We start from the raw sequence: 23361 nt of genomic DNA, 5'->3' as shown, positions 1-23361 counted from the left end.
CACCAGCTTAACACCTCATGCAGGGAAACGCCCTATACCTTATCCTGGTACCACTTGTACTTTTAGCGCTTGATTATTACCTGTTAAGGGGCATAAACACCGCGTTTAAGTTTACGCGTAAAAAGTGGTTTTTGGGTTTGTATTGGTTTGGCGCGGTATTTTTAATAGCCGTTTTATTGCTGGGTATATACAGCAAAATGTCGGTAGGTGCCCGCGGTGCCTTCCTGTTCCTGTTTTTCATTACGTTTATATTTAAGCTGTTTTACGCGCTGTTTATAGCCGTGGATGACCTACGCCGGTTTATTGTTTACCTATTCCGTAAAAATAAAAAACCTGCAACTAATGCGGCTCCCGCTACTTTCAAAGCCATCCCACGGTCGGAGTTTTTGATGAAAGCCGGGATACTGGCGGGTGCTGTGCCGCTTTACCTCATTAAGCACAACATGTCTAAAGGCTTGTATGATTATCAGCTAAAAAATGTAACCCTTTACCTGCCCAACCTGCCAAAAGCTTTTGATGGGATGCGCATAGGGCAGATCTCTGATATCCACTCGGGCAGTTTCCATAGCGTGCATGATATGCATGGCGGTGTTGATATGCTGATGAACCAAAAGGCCGATGTGATATTTTTTACCGGCGATCTGGTGAACGGGCAAACATCAGAGGTGAACCGTGTGGTTGATGTATTTAAAAAAGTGCGTGCGCCGCACGGGGTTTATTCTATACTTGGCAATCACGATTACGGCGACTACGGCCAATGGCCTACCCCTGCCGATAAAGACAGGAATTTTGCCGATATGATACAGGCCCACAAAACCCTTGGCTGGGACCTGTTGATTGATGAGCACCGCCGTGTAAAAGTTGGCAACGATGAATTGGGCATCCTGGGTATAGGTAACTGGGGCGAAATGAGCCGTTTCCCCAAATATGGCAAAATGGAAAAAGCCGTTGTAAATACAGACGACCTGCCAGTAAAACTATTACTCTCGCACGATCCATCGCACTGGCGGGCCGAGGTTATCCCGAAATATCCGCAGATAGATGTGATGTTTAGCGGCCATACCCATGGAATGCAGTTTGGCGTACGTACTGATGATTTTCAATGGAGCCCGATAGAATATGTTTACCAGGAATGGGCCGGTTTATACCGCGAAAAACACCAGCAGATCTATGTTAATGTTGGCTATGGGTTTTTAGCATACCCCGGCCGGATTGGAATATTGCCGGAGATTACGATGTTTACTTTAAAAGCAGGGGAAGACCCGGCGTTTAAAGCTTAATTAATATAAGCAAGGATGACAAGCGTTTGAGGTTTTCTATTATTCCCTCCCCAGGGAGGGGCGCGGTTGGTTTGCGTAGTGGCAGGGAGGGGTTGTACAAGCTACTGCCGATTGCAATATCATAACCCCTACCTCCTCCTTCCCCAAGGAAGGGATCGCACGAGCCCCACTGCTTTCAATCTTAGCAACGATAAAAAATAATTGTTTATTTTTATTCCTATTGCCGTATTTTAGCAAAACCGATGAAAAAAGCCTTCCAAAGCGCGCTTGATTTTTTGCTTTTCAGTAACATATTCATGTCGTTATGTGCAGTGGCACAAGCGTTGGTTACTTTTCACATTATCGGTTCAAAACCGGTTTATACTGTTACCGGGTTGCTGTTCACCTCAACACTGGGTATTTACAATTTTAGTATCCTGCTTAGTAAACCAAAGCATCCCGAGAGATCGCCCTATAAACGTGTACGCTGGTTTTTTGCTCATTACCGGTTAATGGTAACCTTTACCATGATCTCGCTGTTATCGCTTATCCCATTGTTCTTTTTACTGTCGATGGAATCGCGCATATTGCTCATATTCCTTTCTGTTCTTTCATTTTGTTATAGCCTGCCTATATTTAGTGTAGGCGAGCAAAAGTTTGGCCTCCGCAATATACCCGGCTTAAAAACCTTCCTCATCGCTTTGGTTTGGACCATGAGCTGCGTACTGCTGCCCGTATTGGAGGCGCAGGATTTGCACCTGGCAGATATTTCCATGCGGGATATTACCATCATGATAGCCAAGCGTTTCCTGTTTATATTCGCGCTTGCCATTCCCTTTGATATCCGCGATCTGTTTAGCGACCGCCAGGCTGGCCTTAGAACCATCCCGGTTGCATGGGGCGAAAAGAATGCATACCTGTTTTGCCAGGTGCTGCTGGCGGGTTATATTGTGCTGCTATTCCTTTTCAGGAACAATGGTTTTAGTCTGGATTTTTGGGGGCTTACCACAACTGCCATACTTATGGGCTGGCTGATATTTAAATCAAAATGGGAGAAGAATGAATACTACTACTTCTTTTATATGGATGGTGTATTGATATTACAGTACGTGATACTGGTAGGTTTCCGCCTTGTTTTAGGCAACAGTTATGCCGGCTAATTACGATAACTCGGCCCCCTTTTATGATAAGCTTTCGCGGCTGGTATTTGGCAAAGCTTTGGTTAACGCGCAAATATGGCTTTTACCACGCATCCCTAAAAACGCAAAAGTTTTAATAGTTGGCGGCGGTACCGGCTGGCTGCTTGATGAGATAACCAAGTTGCATCCGGATGGTTTAAGTCTTACTTACGTAGAGATCTCGGCCAAGATGATGTGGCTTTCCCGTAAAAGAAACATCGGCAATAATCATATTGAATTTATAAACAAGGCAATTGAAGATGCAGGCTTGCCTGTAGATTTTGATGTGGCGATAACCCCTTTTCTTTTCGATAACTTTACGGAAGATTACCTGCCCGGCGTATTTCAACACATCCATCAAACCTTAAAACCCACCGGCTTGTGGTTAAATACGGATTTTCAGCTTACCGGCAAATGGTGGCAATATCTGATGCTGAAAAGTATGCTGCTGTTTTTTAAAGTGCTTTGCGGCGTACCCGCATGGCGATTGCCTGATGTAGGGAAACAGTTTAGCAAATTTGGATATGAGGTTACTGAGGAGAAAACTTTCTTTGGAGATTTTGTGGCGAGTAAAGTTTACAAAAAGCCGGTTTAAAAATAACCTGTCATTGCGAGCGATAGCGTGGCAACCTTATAAGCATGCGGATATGCTGAGATTGCTACGCTATCGCTCGCAATGACAAATGGAATCTCTAATAAACAAACTTATACCCTATGCCCCTAACTGTTTGCAGGTAGGTTGGCGAATCGGGGTTGTTCTCTATCTTTTTACGCAGGCGAACGATGTGCATATCCAACGTACGGGTGTTTACATCGGCGTTGTAGCCCCAAACCTCCATCATCAGTTCTTCGCGGTTTATAACCTTGTTTTTGTTCTTAAGAAAGTATAGTAGTATACGGTTCTCTAAAATAGTCAGCTCGGTTTTGCGGCCATCGCGTATCAGCAGGTGAGTGTTGGGCAGGTGCTCCATATTCCCAAACTTATGCGATTCGGCCCGCTCGTTATTTAGCGAGAATTTGATCTTGCTGTCAATCATCGCTACCAGCACATCCATGTTAAAGGGCTTGGTTATATAATCGCTCACACCAAAGTTGTAGGCGCCTATTTTATCAATATCCTGGGCTTTGGCGGTCATCATAATAACCAGCTTATCAAAACCTTTTTCGCGCAGGTTGCTGCATACTTCGCTGCCTTGTTTGCCGGGCAGCATCCAGTCAAGCAGTACAATATCTGGCTGCTCGGCCAGTATCATGCTTTCGGCTTCTTCGCCGTTATTGCTTTCTAAAACTTTGTAACCTTCACTTTGCAAGCGTTCGGCCACTAAAAACCTTAAGTTCTCATCGTCCTCAACCAGTGCTATTTTAATTTCTTTGTTCATTATCTTAATCAATATGTTTTGCACCTACGGAGCAAATGAATTGTGTTTTTGTTTTATCTACAAAGCGGTAGTTCCTACGGAGCAAATCAACTGCTTGTTTGTTTGCCATAAACTAACTCTTATGCAGCAACAAAGTACTTATTTGATGCGACATAGCGGTTGTTTCTACAAAGTAATTACTACTTGTTTCATGTCCCGTAGAGACTATCGCTTTGTAGAATACCCCCATTAATATTTTTATGCCCCATCGGGGCTACCCATTTGCAAAATACGCCCCTAATATTGCTAATGCCCTAAAGGCAAGGTAACAATAAACGTTGACCCTACATTAAGCTTGCTGGTAACGTCTATTTCCCCGTCCATAAAGTTAACCAGTTCTTTACAAAAAGCAAGGCCCAGGCCTACGCTCCCATTTTGGTTGTACTGGTTCTCTATTCGGTAAAACTTTTTAAATACATCGCCTTGCTCATACCGGGCCATGCCTATGCCTTTATCGGCAAATGAAAATACAATATTGCGTTTTTCGGGCTTAATATTTATAAATAATTCTTTTTTACCCGGGTGCGAATATTTGTAGGCGTTCTCCATCAAATTCTGGAACACGCTACCCAACAGTACCGGGTCGCTATAAAACTTATTTACATTCTCAATATTAAAGTCAAGCTTAAAATCGGGGTATTTTATCTTAAAGGTATCAATATACCCTTTTACAAATTGCTGCAGGTTTATTTCCTCGCGCTTTACTGTAATAGAGCGGTTTTCCAACTGAGTAAAACTGAGCAGCTTGTTCATCAGGTCGTTCAGCTTGTCGGCCTCCTCATCCAGTATTTTACCGTAATGGCGGCGCTGGCGTTCGCTTAGTTCGGCATCGCCTTTAAGGTTCGAGCCAGCAATTTTTATAACACTCACCGGGGTTTTAAACTCATGGGTAAAGTTGTTTATAAAATCGTACTGCAGCTTAAACACCTTTAGGTTAATGTTTAGGTTGCGGTATATAAGCCAGCTTATTAGCACCAAAAAAAAGTAAATAAGCAATACAATAGCGCATATGGGCAAAAAACGCCTGTCAATCTCTTTGGTAAGATGCTGGTTTGTTGAAATAAAATACAGCTTAAAGTTTGAAAAAGCACCGGTTAACGCGGCCTCGGTCACCTTACGATCACCTTCCACATCAAGCGGATCGTACACTACGGGCTGTATGGTAACCTGCTGGTACAGCTCGGGGTGGGTGTTTTTAACTTTAAGCTGATGTGCATCCAGCAAAAAGGTAAGCATGTTTTGTTTATAAAAGGCTTTGGTATCACCTTTTTTTAACAGCGACTGATAGATGCGGATATCTTCGCGGCGGGGGATATTGAGGTAACTTATTTTATCGGGCGTAACGTTATAAAAAGTACGGAAGATCTCGTCCTGCGTGGGCAGGCGCGAGGTATCTGCTACGCTGATAAAGTTACTCAGCTTCATCGCCATGTCTTTAAAATCAACATCATTTGCCCAAACAGAATCTTTATACCCCTTTACACTGCCATGCTTAGGCTTATACTGGTAAACTGTTTTTACAGAGATGCCTTGTTTATTGGCAAGCTTTTTAGACGAGGGGTTACCAATCTGGATATCATAAAACAACACCTTGCGCACAAACGGGTAACTTTTAAAAACCGTAGCCGAATAGTTTGCCGCCGATGCCGAATCCAGGAAACCCTGGTATGAGGTAATCTCGGGGATCTTTAACTGAAAGAAATCGTAATAAGGCTTAACCGTTTGATCAAGCACCTCTATTTTTTTAGAGGCAAACTCGTTCTCTACATATTTGGCAGTAAGGTTATATGATATAACAATCGCGATAACAAGGCTCACCGTTATCAGCACCAGGAATGCGGTTATCAGCGAAAAATTTTTGCGGTATAGATTTTTCTGCGCTTTCATAACAGGTTAGGGTTTAACCTGCATATTGTTGCTCAGGAAGGTTTCTATCTCGGCGTACATTTCCATACGGTTATGTTCGCTTTTAAAATAAGCGCGTTCATTTTCTTTAAGGCGGTATATTACCGGCACATTGCGTTTATTCAATTCGCGCACAAACTGGTTAAGCTCACTGATATTGGCCCGGGGGTCTTTAGCACCCTGGAATATCAGCAACGGGCTTTTTATTTTATCAGTATGAAAAACCGGCGATATGGCCCGTAGCTGGTCGGCGTCGGTCTCGGGGTTGCCCACCATCTCGTAGGTCATTTTTAAATAGGGTTTAAAAAATGGCGGTGCATCTTTTAAGTAGGTGAAAAAGTTGATCAGTCCGTATTTAACAATCGCGCAATTATACATTTCGGGGTGGAATGACACACCGTACAAAGCCGAGAACCCGCCAAAACCACCGCCAAAAATGGCTATCTTTTTGGGGTTGGCTATTTTATTGGCAATAAGCCATTTTACACCATCAGTAATATCCTGCTGTATTTTGCCGCCTACCTGCTTAAAGCCTGCCGTACGGAATGCTTTACCATACCCGGCAGAGCCACGGAAATTTACCTGGAACACCGCATACCCCCTGTTGGCCAGAAACTGCACCTCGGCATCATAATCCCATGAGTTACGGCCCCATATCCCGTCGTGCGGCATCACTACAACCGGCAGGTTCCTTCTTTCTTTCCCTTGCGGGATGGTCAGATAGCCGTTTATCGTCATCCCATCGCTGGCTTTAAATGATATGGGTTGCATATCGCAAAGCTCTTCGGGTTTTATTTCAGGGTTAATATCGGCAAGTTTGGTAAGCTTATCGCCGCCCCGCTCATATAAGTAGTACGAACCGGGGTTCTTATCGGTAGAGCTAACTATAATAAACTTGTTCTCGGTGCTGTCCCGGTCAACAATATCTACGGCGTTGCCTTTTATCTTACCCGAAAGGTTTTTGTAAAGTTTTGCTATATCATTATCCAAAAAATGCTTCTGTGGTTTGGCTTCTTCCCATGCCACAAGCTCTAAGCGGTGTTTGCCTTTTGAATAATCAACACCCAGTATATCGGCCTTATCACTGGCATATACAACCTTTGCCTCCTTACCGGTTTCGGCGTTTATCTCTATAAGTGCGGTTTTATCGCGGTTAACGTTTGATAGGGCATAAAAATCGTTCTTAACGCCTGTAAAAGCAATCGGCTCTACCCTGTCATTAAAATTATTTTTGATGATAGATTTAAACGGCACTTTATCGTTTGCGCGATACAGGATACTCTCGTTAACCCCGTCAGATACCTTAACCAGGCGGATGTTACCATTGGCATCAGGGTACCATTTGGTGATATTGCCGGGGTTAAGCAAATAAGGCTTTAGTTCGCCGTTTTTAACATTTAAACGGTACACATCAAAGTTAACCGGGTCGCGTTTGTTCATGGCCACGGTTATTACATCGGGCTGCATGCGGTTACGGTTCAGTATACGGATGCGCGCCTTCTCCAGGTTAACCAGGCTTTTCACCTTTAATGTAGCTACATCAAGCGTATAGATCCTGAATTCATCCACCGCAATAATATCCTGCGTAAAAACTATCTGGTTGTTAAACGTCCAGGAGTAGTCACGTACCGAATAATCGGTAAAATTGGTTGCCATTTGCTCAGCGCCGGTAGCTAACGACCTTATGTATATATTTTGTTTATCTTTATAAGGCTTTAAATAAGAGATGTATTTGCCATCGGGCGAGATTTTGAAAAAGCTTTTCTCGGGTGTCTTAAAAAAGTCACTTACAGGTATTTGCCTTACTTGGTTTTGTTTGCAGGCGCAAAAAACAAGTATAAAAGCTACGAACAAAAATGATCTTAAACGACCCTGCATTTGGTTTATCCTAATTGTTAAGAGAGGTCAAATTACTTATTTTAGTTAACGTTTATACAAATGTCACTACAATTTTACCCGCTTGTAACGTTACATAATATATGCCCGCAGGGCTAAAATATAAAAAAAGAATGAAGCAATTATATGTGTTGGTACTGGTATTATTTATTTGCAGCACAAGGCTTTTAGCCCAAAATAACGATCTTTTACTTGCCCGCCAATACGCCGCAAACGGCGAACAGCAAAAGGCCCTTGATATATACCAAAAGCTGTTTAAACAGGATAATGATGCGTACTATCAGCAGTATTTCACCAGCCTGTTAACATTTAAGAAATTTGATGAGGCAGAAAGCATTACCAAAAAAATGCTGCGCAAATACCCGGGCAATAATGAATACACCATTGCGCTTGGGTCTGTTTACACTCAGCAGGGCAATACGGCCAAGGCCGATGCACTGTATAACGACCTGATCAAAAACCTCCCTGCCGACCAGGGGGCCATAGCCAACATCGCCTCGCAGTTTTACCAAAGCGCCAATGCCGATTACGCCATTAAAATATTTTTACAGGGCCGTAAGCTGCTCCATAATGATAATGCCTTTGCCTTTGAGCTGATAACCCTGTACCGTTACAAACGCGATAAAGCCGCACTTACCGAAGAATACCTTACTTTTTTGCCCACAAACCCTGTTTTTTTAAGTCAGGCCGAAAGCACGCTGGCTACCGTTTACGAAGGCCCCGCGGATTATGATATGCTCAAGGTATCGTTACTTAAACGCATCCAGAAAGACCCGCAGCAAATTGTTTACACCAACCTGCTTACCTGGCAGTTTTTGCAGCAAAAAGAGTTTGATATGGCGCTGAACCAGGCACTGGCCTTAAGCCGCCGCCAAAATGATGACGGCAGCAACGTATTTGAGCTTTGCCGCACACTGGTAGCTAACGAGGCTTACGATGCCGCCATACGCGGGTACGAATACATTGTGAGCAAAGGCTATAAAGACAATCAGAACTATATATCTGCCAAAATTGAGCTCATCAACACCAAAAACCTGAAGGTAACAAACGGCCAGTACACACAAGCCGACCTGCTGGGGCTGGAGAAAGATTATACTGATTTACTGAACGAGCTTGGGCGCGGCCGGGGAACTGTGTTTGCCATGCAAAAGCTGGCCAACCTGCAGACCTTTAAACTGCATAAGCTAAAAGATGCGCAGGCTTTACTGGAAGCCGCCATTGCCATACAAGGCGTTAGGCCCGCCCTGCTGGCCGCTTGCAAGCTGGACCTTGGTGACGTTTACCTGCTTAATAACCAACCCTGGGATGCTTCCCTCCTATACAGCCAGGTAGAAAAAGACAACACGGCCACCCCAATTGCCCAGGATGCCGCATTGCGCAATGCTAAACTGGCCTATTATACCGGCGATTTTGACTGGGCCCGCCGGCAATTGAATATCCTGAAAGCTGCTACCACGCAGCTTATTGCCAACGATGCCCTGAACCTTTCGCTTTTGATATCTGATAACCTGAATGCCGATAGTGCGGGTAAAGCACTCAAAATTTACTCGCGGGCTGATCTGCTGATATTTGCCGAACAACCCGCCAAAGCCATGCTTACGCTGGATAGCATCGACAAAAAATACCCGGGCAACGCACTCGAAGCAGATATATTGATGGCCAAAGCGCGCATTATGATACAACAAAAGGATTTTACCAATGCCGTAACCATATTAAAAGAGATAGTGGAGAAACACGCATTTGACCTTTGGGCGGATGATGCCGTTTACATGTTGGGCGATATTTACGAAACCAAACTAAACGATGCCAACCAGGCTAAATCCTACTACCAGAAGATCATTACCGATTACCCCGGCAGCCTTTGGATAAACGATGCCCGTAAACGCTTCAGGCTGTTAAGGGGTGATAAGAATGATGCGAGTTAGGTTACACGTTAATTGGTAGCATAAAATTCTCTAATCTGTGAAATCAATCCAACCGTTGAAATCCAAAAATCAAATAGTACTTTTACGGCATGATTGTATATAACGACACCGTGATTTTAGATGATACCGTTGAGCAGGAATGGTTAGCCTGGATTAAAGAGGTACATATCCCTGCTGTTATGGCTACCGGCTGCTTCAGTTCGTACCGTTTGCTTACCATTATCGATTCGCCAAACGATGGCATCACCTACTGCCTGCAATTTAACGCTGATACAATCGAGCAATTCCAGGATTATTACCGCACCCACCTGTTCAAATTCCAGGAAATACACCAGCAACAATTTAATGAACGCTTTGTATTATTTAATACATTAATGAAAACGGTTGACGAATAATGAAGATTACAGAAACTACTATACCCGGTGTATTATTATTTGAACCAAAAGTTTTTACGGACGACAGGGGATACTTTTTTGAAAGCTACAATAAACGGGCATTACAGGAAGCTGGCGTAGATGTAGATTTTGTGCAGGATAACCAATCTATGTCGCACAAAAATATTGTACGCGGCCTGCACGCCCAAAAAGCACCTTTTGAACAGGGTAAACTGGTTAGGGTATTGCAAGGAGCTGTACTGGATGTTGCTGTTGATGTGCGCAAAGGCTCACCTACCTATGGCAGGCATGTATCTGTTGAGCTTACTGCCGATAATAAAAAACAGCTATGGATACCGCCCGGCTGCCTGCATGGTTTTGTTAGCCTGGCAGATAACACCATATTTGCTTACAAGGTGACAGCTTATCTTGGTAAAGACTCTGAAGTTGGTTTGGCCTGGAACGACCCTGAACTGGCCATTGGCTGGGGTATTGCTGAAAAAGATGCTGTACTTTCTGCTAAAGATCAGGAACTTCCGGGTTTTTCCTCTTTCAATAGCCCTTTCATTTACACGCGCTGATCATTTATAAAGCCACTTTTAATGGGTTAGTGTGGCCCGGTGTGTTTAAATTTAATTGTTATTAATAAGTAACAATAGTGTGACCATGCCACTCTAAAGGCATATTTAACACTTTTTAACATGCCCTGCCTTTTTATTACTAAACTTTTAGTTATATCTTGGCTCCACAATAAACCCTAAGTATGAAATTCACAATTACAGCACTGGTATTACTATGCCTATGCTCTTTTTCTACCTTTGCACAAAATTCTTATTCGGTTAAAGGGGCTTCGGTTGATAGCGTTGCCAACATTAAACTGGTAAACACCTCTATCAGCGTACTAAACGCAAAAGACTCAACCCTTCGCAAATTTACCAGGGCCGCTGCAAATGGCTCATTCACTATAAATGGCCTGGGTAAAGGCAAGTTTATATTACTGGTAACCTATCCCGGTTATGCCGACTATGTAGAGAAATTTACCTTGGATTCTGCTAAAACCACCCATAATGTTGGCAATATCAACATGAACCTTAAATCGAGGTTATTGAACGAGGTGCTGATAAAAGGTACCGTTGCCGCCATCAAAATAAAAGGCGATACTACCGAGTTTAATGCCAAAGCATACACCATACAGCCCAACTCTAAAGTTGAGGACCTGCTAAAGCAGCTGCCGGGTATACAGGTTGATAAGGACGGTAAAATAACCGCGCAGGGCCAAACCGTACAAAAGGTACTGGTCGATGGCGAAGAGTTTTTTGGCGACGACCCCACCCTGGTTACCAAAAACATACGCGGCGATATGGTTGATAAGGTGCAGCTTTATGATAAAAAGAGCGATCAGGCCGCCTTTACCGGTATTGACGATGGGCAGAAAACAAAAACCATTAACATTAAACTAAAAGAGGATAAAAAGAACGGCTACTTTGGTAAGCTGGATGGCGGCATTGGTACAGATGGCTACTACCAGGGGCAGGGGCTTTATAACAAGTTTAAGGGTAAAAAGAAATTCAGTGTTTACGGCACCGTTGGCAACACGGGTAAAACAGGCCTGGGCTGGCAGGATAATAACAAATTGGGCACCGGCGGGGGCATACAGTTTGGTGATGATGGTAGCGCTTTTTTTGACGGCGGCAGCAACGATGGCGGCCTCGACTCTTTTAGCGGCAGATACGATGGGCAGGGTATCCCTAAGGCTTACACCGGCGGTGTGCACTACGATAATAAATGGAATAACGATAAAAACAGCCTTAACACCAATTACAAAGCAGGCTCATTAGAGGTTGATGGCACCCGCAATAACAAACAGCAGCAAAACCTGCCCGGCGACTCGACCAATATTATCAAAAGCAATACCGACCAAACGTTTAACAATTACATGTTCAGGCAAAAACTGGATGCAACATACACAGTTAAGCTTGATACCACATCAACCTTAAAAGTATCTGTTGATGGAACTATAAAAAATAGCGATACCCACACTACCAGCAATGCCGAAAGCCGCAGGATTGACAGCACACTGATCAATACCAACAGCCGTACGCTGAGCAATAAGGTAGATCAGCAACTGTTCAATGCATCGGCCTTATACACAAAAAAACTGAAGAAAACCGGCCGTACCCTATCACTTAATGTGATTGCCGGTGTTACCGAAAGCAAAGCACACGGTTTCCTAAAATCAGACCTGGAAATATTTAACACCGACGGTACGCCAAAAAGCAGCGAAATTGTTGACCAGTTAAAAACCGACAACACCAAAACATCGCGTTTCATTTCCAATTTAACCTATACCGAGCCGCTCTCTAAGGCATTATCGGTTATCTTTAACTATGGGTTTAGTAAAAACAACAGCAACGCTGATAGGAAATCGTTCGACCAATCGGCACCCGGTAACTATAACCTGCTGAACGACTCGTTAAGTAACCATTATATTTTCGATCAAACATCAAACCAGGGGGGTATCAACTTCAACTATAAAAAAGGAAAAAGCACCCTGCGCTTTGGTACTCGCGTTGCCAATATAGATTATAAACAGGTAGATGAGATAACCGGCCTATCTGGCCACCGTAACTTTACCAACTGGAGCCCGCAGGCAAATTTTCAGTATAAAATATCTAATTACAGCGGCTTAAACTTTGGCTACTACGGTAACCAAACCCAGCCAACTATTGATCAGTTACAGCCCATCCGCGTAAATACCGACCCGGTGAACCAAACCATTGGTAACCCTAACCTAAAACCATCGTTCACCAACGGGTTTTATGGCTATTACAATATGTATAAAGTTATCAGCGATCAATCCATCTGGTTAAATGGTAGTTATAACTTTACCACCAAACCCATTGTAAGCAATGTGGTTACCGATAAAGAAGGCAGGAGCATTATACAGTCGGTAAACCTGAACGATAAACAGCAATCCAACTATAACTTTGGTTTGGACATGAGCCGCAAACTAAGCGTTATAGGCCTTAACATTAATGCAAGGCTAAACACCGGCGGTAACATTTATTACAGCATGGTAAATAACGAGCTTAACAAAACAAAATCAAACACTTACGGCGGCACCATTGGCCTGTCAAAATACAAAGAGAAAAAATACTCCATATACATAAGCGGCGGGCCTAATTATACTATTGGCCAGGCTTCGTTACAGCCCGATAGAAACAATAACGGCCGTGGTTTTAATGCCGACTACTACCTGAGTATTTTCCTGCCGGGTAAAATTGAGATAGGCAGCGATGGCCAATACCAGTATACCGCCGCTACGCAATCATTTGATAACGCTTTCCGCCAAACCATTATCAACGCCCGTATAAGCAGAGCGTTTTTTAAAGGCGATAACTTAAAGGCATCAATAAGCGGCAACGATTTACTAAACCAAAACCAGGGCTTTACCCGCAGCGCATCAAGCAATCTGATCACCGAGAACCGGTACACCACCATCCGCCGGTACTTTATGCTATCGGTAACCTGGGATTTTAACGGCATGGGCGGCGGCGCTCCAAAAAAATAAGTTAAGGATATATAAATAAAGACATATCAAGCAATGAAGAAGCACCTGTTAACATTATTTACCTGCATGTTTGCAAGCAGCTTGCTGTTTGCCCAAAACACGCATTTCACAACATCGGGCACTATCGAGTTCGAGAAAAAAGTGAACATGTATGGCGTTATTAAAAAGGTAATAAACAAGGATAACGAAAGCTGGTACGCACCTGCCTTTGAATCGTACAAGAAAAACAACCCGCAGTTTAAAATCCTTAAAAGCACGTTAACCTTTGGCGGCAACAAAACCCTGTATTCCCCGGTTGTGGAGGATGCGCCGCCATCAAACAGCTGGTTTAGCGATATGCCGCTTGCCCAGCAAATAAACACGGTTTATACCGACCTGAACACCAACTACAGCATCACCGGTAAAAAGGTGTTCGACGAAGGTTTTTTGATGAAGGATAGTACCCGCAAGATCACCTGGAAAATTACCGACGAAACCCGCGAAATTGCCGGTTACATGTGCCGCCGCGCCAACGCCGTGGTAATGGACTCCATATACGTGGTAGCCTTTTACAGCGAAGAGATCCCGGTATCGGGCGGCCCCGAATCATTCACCGGGTTGCCAGGCATGATACTTGGCCTTGCACTGCCGCACGAGAACGTTACCTGGTTTGCCACCAAAGTTACCGACCTGCCCGTAGCCGAAGCATCGTTAAAAGCACCGGCAAAAGGTAAGGTTGTTACCTACGAAGGCCTTAAAACCACCCTCGGCAAAGCCATGGAAGGCTGGGGCGAATACGGTAAAAAGTTTTTTAAGATATACCTGTTGTAGAGGCAGGACGAGAATCAAGAATTAAGACAAAAAGAAAAGCCTGTACAGTTTATTACCGTACAGGCTTTTCTGTGTGGTGTCCGTCCGTTCGCAGGAGAGGGTATGGTGGACGTGGCGCGGACGGTTTCTCTCTATTCCCCTCTTGAGAGGGGGTGCAGCGGGCTATGCGTGCAATGGCAGGGGTGTGTTAGCAAACCTGACACTCAAACCCCTCCCTAACCCTCCCAAGGGAGGGAACTTCCCAATCTGTCATGGTGAGCCTGTCGAACCATTTGCGGGCTATGCCTTTGCGCACGCCCTTCGACAAGCTCAGGATGACCCACTGCTTTTATTACACAAGCTTCAACCGTTTCAAATACGCCGCATTCTTCTGCGCGCTTTGCAGCGGGGTTTCGTGGAAGAAACGGCTTTGCTCTACAAAAAAGTAACGCATGCCGTTATCCTGCCCAACACTGATAAACTTTTTAAAATCAATAATGCCCTCGCCCATATCACAGGCCGATTCGTCCTTGCTGCCTGCGGGGAGGCGTTTCTTGAGCACATCGCGCATGTGGGCCAGTTTAAAGCGGCCTTTGTGTTTGGTGATGTAAGCGTATGGGTCTGCCCCCTCGGTTACGGTGTAGTACACATCCATCTGGAAGTCTACCAGTTCTTTATCCGTACCGGCAAGCAGTACGTCGATAGGTAGTTGTCCGTTTACCGGTTTGTAAGGGTAATCGTGCGGGTGATAGCCAAACCTGAGGCCGTGCTTTTTGCAGATAGCTCCTCGCTTGTTAAAATCATCAGCAAAGGTTTTAAACGTTTCGATAGATTTTTGCGGGCCGAGCCATGGGCATACCAGGTACTTCATACCTACCTCTGCCGCCTGTGCTGCCAGTTTATCAAACTCGGGCAGGGTGCAGGGGTTGTAGTGGGTGCTTACCAGGTTAAGGCCAAAGCCGGTGGCTATTTTTTTGAACTCGGTATTGGTTTTACCCCAAAAGATGCCCTTATCGCTGCCGTAGCTTTCTATCTGGGTATAGCCCATTGCGCCAAGCTGTTTAAGGGTACCTATGGGGTCGCGCTCCATATCTTCTTTCACCATGTAAAGCTGGATACCGGGGGCGGGTTTTGTGCGCCCGGCTATGGTTGCGGCCATTGCGGATGCTGATGCGGCCAGCATACCGCCGGTGTATAGGAATGTTCGTCTGTTCATATTGGTTTATTGGTATTAATTAAAACCGATTGTCATTTCGAACGAGGTACGAGGAGAAATCTTCTGCACCCTGCCTTTGCGGATGCAAGGCGTTTACTTATTGCTTGTAGGAGATTTCTCTCTGTCGTCCGAAATGACAGGTATTTTATTATGTGTTATTCATTTATTTCGCTATTTAAAAACTTCCATCCGGGGTTTACAGATGTGATCAACGCATCTTTTTTATCCCGTCGCCATTTCTTTAGTTCCTTCTCACGTTCAATGGCATGTTCTATGTTCGAAAAGTGTTCGTAGTAAACTAAATTGTAGCAATAATATTTGCCGCTAAACGATTTACTTGTCCCTTTATTCTCTTTGTGTTCGTACAATCGTCTGCTTAGATCGTTTGTAACACCAATGTATAACACTGTTTTATAGTGATTTGTGGTGATATAAACATAATAATTATAGTTCCACATAATGTTTGAAGTAAAAGATCCGTCATTTCGAATGCAAGCGTTTACTTACTGCGCGTAGAAGATTTCTCCTCGCTATCGCTCGTTCGAAATGACATAGTTTATTAATACTCGCCGCCACCCCGCGTTAGGGATAAAAGCGGGTACCGGCCCTTGCGCCTAAGGCCTGCAGGCGTATGAGCGGATAGCCCGGCCCAAGGGGAACGCCATGGTAGAAAGGCAAAATATTTAGAAGCAGGAGTCAAGACCCGAAGGATACCCCTTTGCAACCCCAATCAACTTTTCCCGTCTTGATTCCTGACTCTTGATCTCTTAACTCTCTCCTCTCCTAAATATCTCTTACCACTACCTCGCCGGTGGTTTTGTCTTTTAGTATCAGTTTGCGTTCGCCGTGGGGCAGTATCTCTTCTTTTATTAAGTAATACTGCTCGTTAAAACTGGCAAAGTCGGCGGCTATTTTGGTGTTGGTGCTGCCGCGCCAGTCGTCAATTTTAACGGGTTCCCATGCGCCGCTTTTGGCGGATGCGTAGGCGGCGTCGATAATGGCGTTCACCACGTAGCCGTCGTAGAAAGTTTCGGCAGGCGGGCGGTTTTGCTCAATGGCTTCAAACATGTCGGTAAACATGTGGTTGTAGCCCAGCTCGTTCACCTCGTCGCCCACGGGGAAAAGCCAGCCCTGGCTGCTCTCGGCCTTTTCGGCAACGTAGCCGCCGCCCTTGCCGGTGCTGAACATATCGAACCCGGTGCGCAGGAAGTTGTTGATCCAGATGGTGCCCTCGGTGCCCATCACCTCGTCGCGCAGGTCCATACCGCCGCGGAAACACCAACTCACCTCGAACTGCCCGATAGCGCCGTTGGCGTACTTCACCATGCCTATAGCATTGTCTTCGGCATCAATAGGGTGCACCTGCGTGGCCGCCCAGCACATCACCTCTACCGGCCTTACCTCCTTACCTATATAGTTGCGGGCAATTTCTATACAGTGGCAACCCAGGTCAACAATGGCCCCGCCGCCGCTTTGCTCCTTATCCCAAAACCAGTTGCTGTGCGGGCCGGGGTGCGCCTCGCGGCTTTTTGCCCACAGTATGCGGCCCAACGCGCCTGCTTTTACGCTGGCCAAACTTTTGTTGAACTTGGGGGTGTAACACAAGTCCTCCAGGTAGCCGCCCATTACGCCTGCCTGCTCTACCATATCCAGCATTTGTTTGGCTTCATCAGCCGTACGACCAAGCGGTTTTGTACACAGCACGTGTTTACCCGCTTTGGCGCAGGCGGCAACAGCGGCAAGGTGCAAATCGTTTGGGAGCGATATCACTACCACATCCACCTCGGGGTGGTTCACCACCTCGTCCATATTGTCGCTATATACGGGGAGTTTATAATCGTGCGCAAAAGTTTTGGCCTTGGCAATATCCCTGCTGTACACCGCGTGCAGCACATCAAGCCTGCGGTGCCCGATCAGCGAATCGGCATAGAAACGCGCGATAAAGCCCGAGCCAAGCATAGCAATTTTCATAACGGTAAAATTTATAATGGTTTATGAGTGGTTAAGATAGGGTTAGATGTGCAGATATGCAAATGGTATCCCACGCGTCATTGCGAGCGTAGCGTGGCAATCTTCGATCGACAGGTAGCCTATTTTCAGTTCCTCGTTGGGAAAGGCAGTGAGTGTACGCCTAGCCTGTGATTGTCACTTTCTTTTCTCCCAAAAGAAAGTAACCAAAGAAAAGTCGCGGCTTGGTAACGCACTTTGTGAGTGAGTGCTTTAGCAGGTGTCGTGCTGCCATGCGTTACGCTATGCCGCATTTTTAAGGTGTCGTTAGGCCAGTACGTTTGTAATGTTTGTGACCCTGTAAGTATCGAACGCGGGTAAAGGCCCGACAGAAAAGCGGGCCAAGGGTAAAGGCCTGTGGGGGGAAGCTTTTTTCTGTCTTGATTTATTCACTTATTATTTGTTTTTGGTGTTCATGAGCTCACTACGTTCGGTTTTTGCTTCCTTTTGTATCAAGACAAAAGAAGTAGCCCCCGCGGCAATGAGCGGACTAACGACAATTGAAGTACACCCCATTCAATAGTGCCTTGTTAGGAATGGTAGTGAGTGTACGCCAAGCCTGTGGATGTTCTTTTTCTTTTCTCTCAAAAGAAAAAGAACGAAAAAGAACCGAGCGATAGCGAGCTCATTAACACCAATAAAAAACAAAACAACAGTTAATAAAAGTCGCGGCTTGGTAACGCACTTTGTGAGTGAGTGCTTTAGCAGGTGTTGTGATGCCCGTGCGTTACGCTATGCCGCCTTTATACTGTGTGGTTGGGCACCGCGTTTGCAAGGTTAATGAAGCATGCACCACTAAACTAATGAACCGGTGAACTAATGAACCATAAGAAAAGGTGCTGTAGTGGTGCTTCGGATGCGGTAGCCCCGCTATCCGCTTATACTGCGCGAGGCCTTAGTCGCGGGGCCGGTATCGCTGCTATCGGGTTTAAGGTTCGTCTGTAGGTGAAAGTATTGGAACAACAGATATACAGTAAAATGCTAATCATAGTATGTTGCCTAACATGCATACTATAGATAGCTTTACTTGATTTTAGCTGTATGAGCAAAGAAAAAATATTAAAGTCTTTTGGGGAAAGAGTTAGAGAGTTAAGAAAAAAAAATGGACTTTCTCAAGATGAATTATCATTTAAGGCGAATTTACATCGCACCTACATAGGGATGATTGAGAGGGCTGAAAAAAATATAACTCTAATTAATATTGAAAAAATTGCTGCCGCACTGAATGTAACTATTAAAGATCTTTTCAATGGTTCCTAATAAGAAGTTAATTACAATTGACGATAATAAAAACAAAATCTTGAAACTCCTACAAGATTTAGTCTTACAACCCAGATTAAAAGCTCTTGAATGGTCAAAGGTTACCAAGCAAACCCCAAACATGAAAATTGGTTATCCGGGGCAACATTTAGCGTCTTTAATAACTGGAGTCGAGGGCGCGCGAACAGGAGCAAGAGGTGATGATTTAAGAGATGGAACTGAAGTGAAATCTTGCAGTAGGGTTGATCAATTAGACACATGTAAATATTGTGGTGCTAAAGTTTTACGAATAGAAACTAATTGTCCCCAGTGCGATTCAACCAATATTAAACGAATGGACGATAGCAAATGGCTGTTTGGAATCCGTTCTGAGACCGAATTAAGTTTATTAACTGAAACAATTGATAGAGTTTTTCTCACTCTTGCCGATTATCCCAATTTTAGATCAAATGATTTTGACAAAGTTAGATTTCAAGCATTTGAAATTTGGAATAATAACGATAGACACAAGCATTTCAAGACGCTTATGACTAACTATTACAATAAAATATTTTTAGAACATATTAAACGAAATCCTAACAAAACACCTGCGCCTAAGAACTTTTGGCCTTACTCATATCAATTCTATCTTTGTAACCCGGTAAAAGTGTTCAATTGTGTAGTAACTAACGCAAATAGTAATCCTGAAATCGTTATAGATCATTATATAGAACCTGCAACAGACAGAGCAACAATACAGGCTGAATCGATGCCATCTAGTCTTCTCTTACCTACTGAATTAACAAAACTTATTGAAGAAGCCCCTAAAGAAATAATAGAGCCGCAAATTACAAATGGCTACACATATAATGATGTACAAAATATAATTAGGCAATTAAGGTTAGATAAAGAAAGATTATTACAATCTATACCATTTATCAATGAAGAAACGAGAAACTATTTAAAATTACGCGATACTGATATTGTAGCTGAAGCAAATGCTATTTATTCTAGACGGCGAGAAACGCTTTAAGTGGGCTATCAATCGTTTCAATTCTCAGTTTAATTTCTTTAAAATAAGGTTCGTCTATCTCAATAGCATGATAATTTCTATTAAGTTGTTTTGCAGCGATGACGGTCGACCCACTTCCGGCGAAAGGATCTAAAACCAAATCACCTTCGTTACTGCTTGCTTGTATAAGTCTTTTGATTAAAGGTAAAGGCTTTTGAGTTGGATGGACTCTATCTTCTTTATAAAAATCAATATCCCTCCAAACATCTGTCAGTCCCATTTGTGGATTAAATGTTTGAGCTACTTTTTCATAATTTAAATCGAACTCTAGCACTCCTTGAAGCTTCATCCACAATTCTTTAGTAGGAAACTGCTCACATACATTTTTTCCTGTATAAATACTCCACATTCCCCCACCATTACTTTTAACTCCTAAAGCTTCATTAATTTCTTTTGCAGTTAGTTTCTTTTTAGATTGAAAATCTTTTAAATATGGCTTAATAAATTTTTTATTGTCTTTTATTATGAATAATATACTTTCTGTTGTATTTGGAAATAATTTGTAATTCCTGGTAGCTCGTCCTCCAACAGACCTAATACCTTTGTCAACTAAGATTTGTTGCCTTAGTTCAAGTCCAGCTTTTTCAAAATAAGGAACTAGCAATGCTAACGTTCTAAAATACCCAAATAGATAAAATGTTCCTCCGAATCTTAAAACTCTTGAAACTTCCTCTATCCATGTATTTGCCCATTTCACATAGTCATGCTCGGTTCGCCATTGATAATCCCACTTTTCTCCTATAACCTTCCAATAAGGAGGGTCGGCTATCACTAAATCAACCGAACTAGATTCAACCTTTTTCAATTCGTCTAAACAATCGCCCAACACTAGTTTATTCATTTGCTAATTATAGTATGCGAATATAAATCATTTCAAATGATTTGCAAAACATTTTTAGTTTTTATACAGGAATAATATTTGCACTTAGAGTACCCCAAACTTTACCCTTACTCGAACTTCAGATGTACAGTAGTAAATATAATTATATAAAACCCTGATATTATTGTATATTGTTCTAACTAACCTAATAACCTTTATTACAATAAATTATGGACTTTAAAGACCAAATCACGCAATTAGCTTCGCGTGTAGAAAAAATCCTACCCCAGCTTAAAACAGAAGAAGCTACAAAAAACGCATTGATCATGCCATTTATTCAAGTTTTAGGCTATGATGTGTTTAATCCTTTTGAGGTTAACCCTGAATTTATAGCTGACATTGGCATCAAAAAGGGCGAGAAAGTTGATTATGCTATTATGCAAGATGGTGAACCCACCATTTTAATTGAGTGCAAACATCACCTGGAAAAACTAGATCCTCATAACTCACAGTTATTTCGTTATTTCCATACCACCAAAGCAAAATTTGGGCTTTTAACAAACGGTTTAAACTATCGTTTCTATACCGACTTAGAGGAAAAGAACAAGATGGATAGTACGCCATTTCTTGAGTTTAACATTACCGAGATTAAGGAAACTGAATTAGTAGAGCTTAAGAAATTCCATAAGTCATACTTCGATGTGGAAAGCATCACTAATACCGCAAGCGAGCTCAAATATCTTAACGAGTTAAAAACGCTGTTAAATAAAGAGATGATCCTGCCTTCAGAAAACTTTGTTTCGTTTTTTACCAAGCAGATATATTCAGGTGTTTTAACGGCTAAGGTTAAAGAGCAATTCGGCCCGATAATCAAACGCTCTTTTAACCTGCTGATAAGTGACGCCATAAATGAACGCCTTAAATCTGCACTCAATCAAGAAAAACAAATTGAAGTTGCAGAAGCCGTAAAATTAGAAGCAAACGCAGAACCGGCATCACTTATTGTTACCACAGAAGAAGAACTGGAAGGTTTTTATATCGTTAAATCTTTATTGAGGCAAAATATAGATTCCAAAAGGATTACTTACAGGGATGCACAGTCGTACTTTGCCATCCTTTTAGATGACAATAACCGTAAAACTATTAGCCGCCTTTATTTAGATGGTGTTAAGAAATATTTAGTGGTCTTGGATGAAGCCAAGAAAGAGGTTAAATATGAGATCCAATCCTTAGATGAAATCTATAAGTATTCCGAAACACTGCTAACCGCGGTAGCCCGCTTAGAAAAAAAATAAAGCTATAAAGGAGCCTTACTTCAGGGTGAGGCTTCATTATTATAGTATCGCTATCAAATAGCCATCCGCTCATTTGGGCATTAACTTATTAACCAACCCCACCGAAACACAAAGTTCTTTACTTATCTGGCGCTGGCTGTAACCATTGGCTACCAGTTCAGCTACTTTTGGGGCTAATATATGCTGGTTTAACCCACGGGTACGCAGATGCTGTCGTTCGTGGCTGTTACCTTCAAATTGCATCTGCAAAAAATTACCGGGTTTTGTAATGCGGCAAAGGCAAACGTTGTCCTCGCCGTATACCTGCGCGGTGCTGCGCTGTTTTATCTGTTTAAGATAACGCAGGTGCGGGTCGGTGGCGCTTGTACCAATAGAGAAGGCGCTGTCGGCCAGGTTAATGAGCAGCTTGCTGCCGTGCATATCGTCGGCAGAGATAGGCGAGCCGGGATTACGGCGTTTAGGCGTATGGGCCAGCACCAGGATAGACAGGTTGTAATCGGCTTTAAGCGCCTTGAGGTGTTTGATCAGGTTAAGCGCAACAGAAGCGTTTACGATACCGCCGCGCAGGCAGCTGATGTTATCAATAATAAGCACCGTAGCCTTTGTCAGTCGTATTTTATACTCAATGCCGGCAATGATCTGTTCGTCGTAATCACTGTAGGAGTCGCTCATGGCAATATCAGGACGAAACTCCGCCCGTAAAAACGCATACGGAAAATGGTGGTCGCCTTCGGCACCTGTATACCGCTGGTAAAACTGTTTGGTAGAAAGTTCAAAGTCGATATACAGCACGTTGGCGGGTTCGGCACCCATGGCAAACGGTGCAATAGGTTTGCCACAGGCTATGCTGTTGCCAATTTGCACTGCCAGTACGCTTTTACCCACGTTGGTATCGGCAAACAGGATGCTTAGCTCGCCCTCGTGCCAAAGTTCCCCAAAAAGCATTTTGGGAGTGGGTTGGCGTTCGCCAAGTTCCATCCAGCGTTTACCGGTAGCAACCGAGAACAGGTATCGGCACGCCTCCGGGTCGGCAGGTTTTGGAATAAGTTTGTGTCTTTTAGCGGGGCGGTATTTTACGCCCCTTACTTCCGCGCGGATCTTCTCGATAAATTCCGGGCGTTCGGCGGTGTGGTTTTCAGGCATTTGGTATGAATTATTTGTGAGTTATGAAACAATGGGCCGGAAATGGCCTGCTTATCAAGTGGTACAGGATGTACCTTACATACAAATATATTCATAGTAAACAACACAAATGGTGGCGCAACATTGTCAGTATCCCATACAATAAACAGCTGATAATAAGCCTATTGATGGTATTGACAAGTGTTCACGGCAGTGAACGTGAACACCCGGTGAGGTCCGAGGGCGTTTAAGGACGTTTTGGGGGCGTTTTAAGG

Annotated in this window: 19 protein-coding genes; 11 read left to right on the top strand and 8 right to left on the bottom strand. The window is 43.7% G+C overall.

Annotated elements, in window-relative coordinates; all coding sequences use genetic code 11:
* Nucleotides 1-17: 17 nt before the first annotated feature.
* The 3 genes from IDJ75_RS00095 (at nucleotide 18) to IDJ75_RS00085 (ending at nucleotide 3032) form a co-directional block, all read left to right on the top strand.
* Nucleotides 18-1280 carry a metallophosphoesterase gene (locus IDJ75_RS00095; RefSeq protein WP_191173590.1) on the top strand — a complete coding sequence of 421 codons (1263 nt, stop codon included), beginning with the start codon at nucleotides 18-20 and terminating at the stop codon, nucleotides 1278-1280.
* A 242-nt stretch (nucleotides 1281-1522) separates the two neighbouring features.
* Nucleotides 1523-2419: a UbiA family prenyltransferase gene (locus IDJ75_RS00090; RefSeq protein WP_224746437.1), complete on the top strand. Its 897-nt coding sequence runs from the start codon at nucleotides 1523-1525 to the stop codon at nucleotides 2417-2419.
* Entirely contained in the window at nucleotides 2409-3032 is a 624-nt protein-coding gene (locus IDJ75_RS00085; RefSeq protein WP_191173589.1) for a class I SAM-dependent methyltransferase, read from the top strand. The genes IDJ75_RS00090 and IDJ75_RS00085 overlap by 11 nt, the downstream gene beginning before the upstream one ends.
* Before the next feature lie 97 nt (nucleotides 3033-3129).
* On the opposite strand, the gene IDJ75_RS00080 is transcribed toward IDJ75_RS00085, so the two are convergent.
* From IDJ75_RS00080 to IDJ75_RS00070, 3 genes are all read right to left on the bottom strand, one after another.
* Complete coding sequence (locus IDJ75_RS00080) at nucleotides 3130-3816, bottom strand: response regulator transcription factor (protein WP_191173588.1); 687 nt, start codon at nucleotides 3814-3816, stop codon at nucleotides 3130-3132.
* 285 nt (nucleotides 3817-4101) lie between these two features.
* Complete coding sequence (locus IDJ75_RS00075; RefSeq protein WP_191173587.1) at nucleotides 4102-5742, bottom strand: sensor histidine kinase; 1641 nt, start codon at nucleotides 5740-5742, stop codon at nucleotides 4102-4104.
* A 6-nt stretch (nucleotides 5743-5748) separates the two neighbouring features.
* The gene (locus IDJ75_RS00070) at nucleotides 5749-7638 is read right to left on the bottom strand and encodes an alpha/beta hydrolase family protein (RefSeq protein ID WP_191173586.1); all 1890 of its coding nucleotides are present in this window, start codon (nucleotides 7636-7638) and stop codon (nucleotides 5749-5751) included.
* A 131-nt stretch (nucleotides 7639-7769) separates the two neighbouring features.
* Here IDJ75_RS00070 and IDJ75_RS00065 point away from each other — a divergent pair, with 131 nt between their 5' ends.
* From IDJ75_RS00065 to IDJ75_RS00045, 5 genes are all read left to right on the top strand, one after another.
* On the top strand, nucleotides 7770-9581 hold the full coding sequence (locus IDJ75_RS00065) for a tetratricopeptide repeat protein (protein ID WP_191173585.1): 1812 nt from the start codon (nucleotides 7770-7772) through the stop codon (nucleotides 9579-9581).
* 89 nt (nucleotides 9582-9670) lie between these two features.
* Nucleotides 9671-9976 carry a DUF4286 family protein gene (locus tag IDJ75_RS00060; protein ID WP_191173584.1) on the top strand — a complete coding sequence of 102 codons (306 nt, stop codon included), beginning with the start codon at nucleotides 9671-9673 and terminating at the stop codon, nucleotides 9974-9976.
* Nucleotides 9976-10536, top strand: a complete 561-nt coding sequence (rfbC, locus tag IDJ75_RS00055) for a dTDP-4-dehydrorhamnose 3,5-epimerase (RefSeq protein WP_191173583.1) — start codon at nucleotides 9976-9978, stop codon at nucleotides 10534-10536. Before IDJ75_RS00060 ends, rfbC begins: the two co-directional genes overlap by 1 nt.
* A 182-nt stretch (nucleotides 10537-10718) precedes the next feature.
* Nucleotides 10719-13526 carry an outer membrane beta-barrel protein gene (locus tag IDJ75_RS00050; protein WP_191173582.1) on the top strand — a complete coding sequence of 936 codons (2808 nt, stop codon included), beginning with the start codon at nucleotides 10719-10721 and terminating at the stop codon, nucleotides 13524-13526.
* A 33-nt stretch (nucleotides 13527-13559) separates the two neighbouring features.
* Complete coding sequence (locus tag IDJ75_RS00045) at nucleotides 13560-14336, top strand: GLPGLI family protein (protein ID WP_191173581.1); 777 nt, start codon at nucleotides 13560-13562, stop codon at nucleotides 14334-14336.
* 331 nt (nucleotides 14337-14667) lie between these two features.
* Here the strand turns inward: IDJ75_RS00045 and IDJ75_RS00040 are convergent, their stop codons facing one another.
* The 3 genes from IDJ75_RS00040 to IDJ75_RS00030 all read right to left on the bottom strand — a co-directional run bounded on the left by IDJ75_RS00040 (nucleotide 14668) and on the right by IDJ75_RS00030 (nucleotide 17502).
* The gene (locus tag IDJ75_RS00040; RefSeq protein WP_191173580.1) at nucleotides 14668-15531 is read right to left on the bottom strand and encodes a sugar phosphate isomerase/epimerase family protein; all 864 of its coding nucleotides are present in this window, start codon (nucleotides 15529-15531) and stop codon (nucleotides 14668-14670) included.
* A 155-nt stretch (nucleotides 15532-15686) separates the two neighbouring features.
* Entirely contained in the window at nucleotides 15687-15989 is a 303-nt protein-coding gene (locus IDJ75_RS00035; RefSeq protein WP_191173579.1) for a GIY-YIG nuclease family protein, read from the bottom strand.
* A gap of 325 nt (nucleotides 15990-16314) precedes the next feature.
* The gene (locus tag IDJ75_RS00030; RefSeq protein ID WP_191173578.1) at nucleotides 16315-17502 is read right to left on the bottom strand and encodes a Gfo/Idh/MocA family protein; all 1188 of its coding nucleotides are present in this window, start codon (nucleotides 17500-17502) and stop codon (nucleotides 16315-16317) included.
* A 1077-nt stretch (nucleotides 17503-18579) separates the two neighbouring features.
* Between IDJ75_RS00030 and IDJ75_RS00025 the strand changes: the two genes are divergently transcribed.
* Complete coding sequence (locus IDJ75_RS00025) at nucleotides 18580-18798, top strand: helix-turn-helix domain-containing protein (RefSeq protein ID WP_191173577.1); 219 nt, start codon at nucleotides 18580-18582, stop codon at nucleotides 18796-18798.
* On the top strand, nucleotides 18788-19810 hold the full coding sequence (locus IDJ75_RS00020) for a MamI family restriction endonuclease (protein WP_191173576.1): 1023 nt from the start codon (nucleotides 18788-18790) through the stop codon (nucleotides 19808-19810). The genes IDJ75_RS00025 and IDJ75_RS00020 overlap by 11 nt, the downstream gene beginning before the upstream one ends.
* On the opposite strand, the gene IDJ75_RS00015 is transcribed toward IDJ75_RS00020, so the two are convergent.
* Nucleotides 19788-20690 carry a DNA-methyltransferase gene (locus IDJ75_RS00015; RefSeq protein ID WP_191173575.1) on the bottom strand — a complete coding sequence of 301 codons (903 nt, stop codon included), beginning with the start codon at nucleotides 20688-20690 and terminating at the stop codon, nucleotides 19788-19790. The two genes, IDJ75_RS00020 and IDJ75_RS00015, sit on opposite strands and share 23 nt — an antisense overlap.
* A 209-nt stretch (nucleotides 20691-20899) precedes the next feature.
* Here IDJ75_RS00015 and IDJ75_RS00010 point away from each other — a divergent pair, with 209 nt between their 5' ends.
* Complete coding sequence (locus IDJ75_RS00010; protein WP_191173574.1) at nucleotides 20900-21964, top strand: type I restriction endonuclease; 1065 nt, start codon at nucleotides 20900-20902, stop codon at nucleotides 21962-21964.
* Nucleotides 21965-22033: 69 nt separating this feature from the next.
* Here the strand turns inward: IDJ75_RS00010 and IDJ75_RS00005 are convergent, their stop codons facing one another.
* On the bottom strand, nucleotides 22034-23107 hold the full coding sequence (locus IDJ75_RS00005; RefSeq protein WP_191173573.1) for an AAA family ATPase: 1074 nt from the start codon (nucleotides 23105-23107) through the stop codon (nucleotides 22034-22036).
* Nucleotides 23108-23361: the final 254 nt, after the last annotated feature.

The organism is Mucilaginibacter rigui (assembly GCF_014773275.1).
GTDB lineage: Bacteria > Bacteroidota > Bacteroidia > Sphingobacteriales > Sphingobacteriaceae > Mucilaginibacter > Mucilaginibacter rigui_A.
The sequence above is the reverse complement of the archived record's forward strand: the minus strand, read 5'-3'. Positions and strand labels throughout refer to the sequence as shown.

Bases quoted from the DNA above. Each gene is read 5' to 3' on its own strand.
- IDJ75_RS00085 (WP_191173589.1), top strand. From the start codon at position 2,409: ATGCCGGCTAATTACGATAACTCGGCCCCCTTTTATGATAAGCTTTCG.
- IDJ75_RS00015 (WP_191173575.1), bottom strand. From the start codon at position 20,690: ATGAATAAACTAGTGTTGGGCGATTGTTTAGACGAATTGAAAAAGGTT.
- IDJ75_RS00095 (WP_191173590.1), top strand. From the start codon at position 18: ATGCAGGGAAACGCCCTATACCTTATCCTGGTACCACTTGTACTTTTA.
- IDJ75_RS00025 (WP_191173577.1), top strand. From the start codon at position 18,580: ATGAGCAAAGAAAAAATATTAAAGTCTTTTGGGGAAAGAGTTAGAGAG.
- IDJ75_RS00045 (WP_191173581.1), top strand. From the start codon at position 13,560: ATGAAGAAGCACCTGTTAACATTATTTACCTGCATGTTTGCAAGCAGC.
- IDJ75_RS00075 (WP_191173587.1), bottom strand. From the start codon at position 5,742: ATGAAAGCGCAGAAAAATCTATACCGCAAAAATTTTTCGCTGATAACC.
- IDJ75_RS00040 (WP_191173580.1), bottom strand. From the start codon at position 15,531: ATGAACAGACGAACATTCCTATACACCGGCGGTATGCTGGCCGCATCA.
- IDJ75_RS00070 (WP_191173586.1), bottom strand. From the start codon at position 7,638: ATGCAGGGTCGTTTAAGATCATTTTTGTTCGTAGCTTTTATACTTGTT.
- IDJ75_RS00035 (WP_191173579.1), bottom strand. From the start codon at position 15,989: ATGTGGAACTATAATTATTATGTTTATATCACCACAAATCACTATAAA.
- IDJ75_RS00050 (WP_191173582.1), top strand. From the start codon at position 10,719: ATGAAATTCACAATTACAGCACTGGTATTACTATGCCTATGCTCTTTT.
- IDJ75_RS00010 (WP_191173574.1), top strand. From the start codon at position 20,900: ATGGACTTTAAAGACCAAATCACGCAATTAGCTTCGCGTGTAGAAAAA.
- IDJ75_RS00080 (WP_191173588.1), bottom strand. From the start codon at position 3,816: ATGAACAAAGAAATTAAAATAGCACTGGTTGAGGACGATGAGAACTTA.
- IDJ75_RS00005 (WP_191173573.1), bottom strand. From the start codon at position 23,107: ATGCCTGAAAACCACACCGCCGAACGCCCGGAATTTATCGAGAAGATC.
- IDJ75_RS00065 (WP_191173585.1), top strand. From the start codon at position 7,770: ATGAAGCAATTATATGTGTTGGTACTGGTATTATTTATTTGCAGCACA.
- rfbC (WP_191173583.1), top strand. From the start codon at position 9,976: ATGAAGATTACAGAAACTACTATACCCGGTGTATTATTATTTGAACCA.
- IDJ75_RS00030 (WP_191173578.1), bottom strand. From the start codon at position 17,502: ATGAAAATTGCTATGCTTGGCTCGGGCTTTATCGCGCGTTTCTATGCC.
- IDJ75_RS00020 (WP_191173576.1), top strand. From the start codon at position 18,788: ATGGTTCCTAATAAGAAGTTAATTACAATTGACGATAATAAAAACAAA.
- IDJ75_RS00060 (WP_191173584.1), top strand. From the start codon at position 9,671: ATGATTGTATATAACGACACCGTGATTTTAGATGATACCGTTGAGCAG.
- IDJ75_RS00090 (WP_224746437.1), top strand. From the start codon at position 1,523: ATGAAAAAAGCCTTCCAAAGCGCGCTTGATTTTTTGCTTTTCAGTAAC.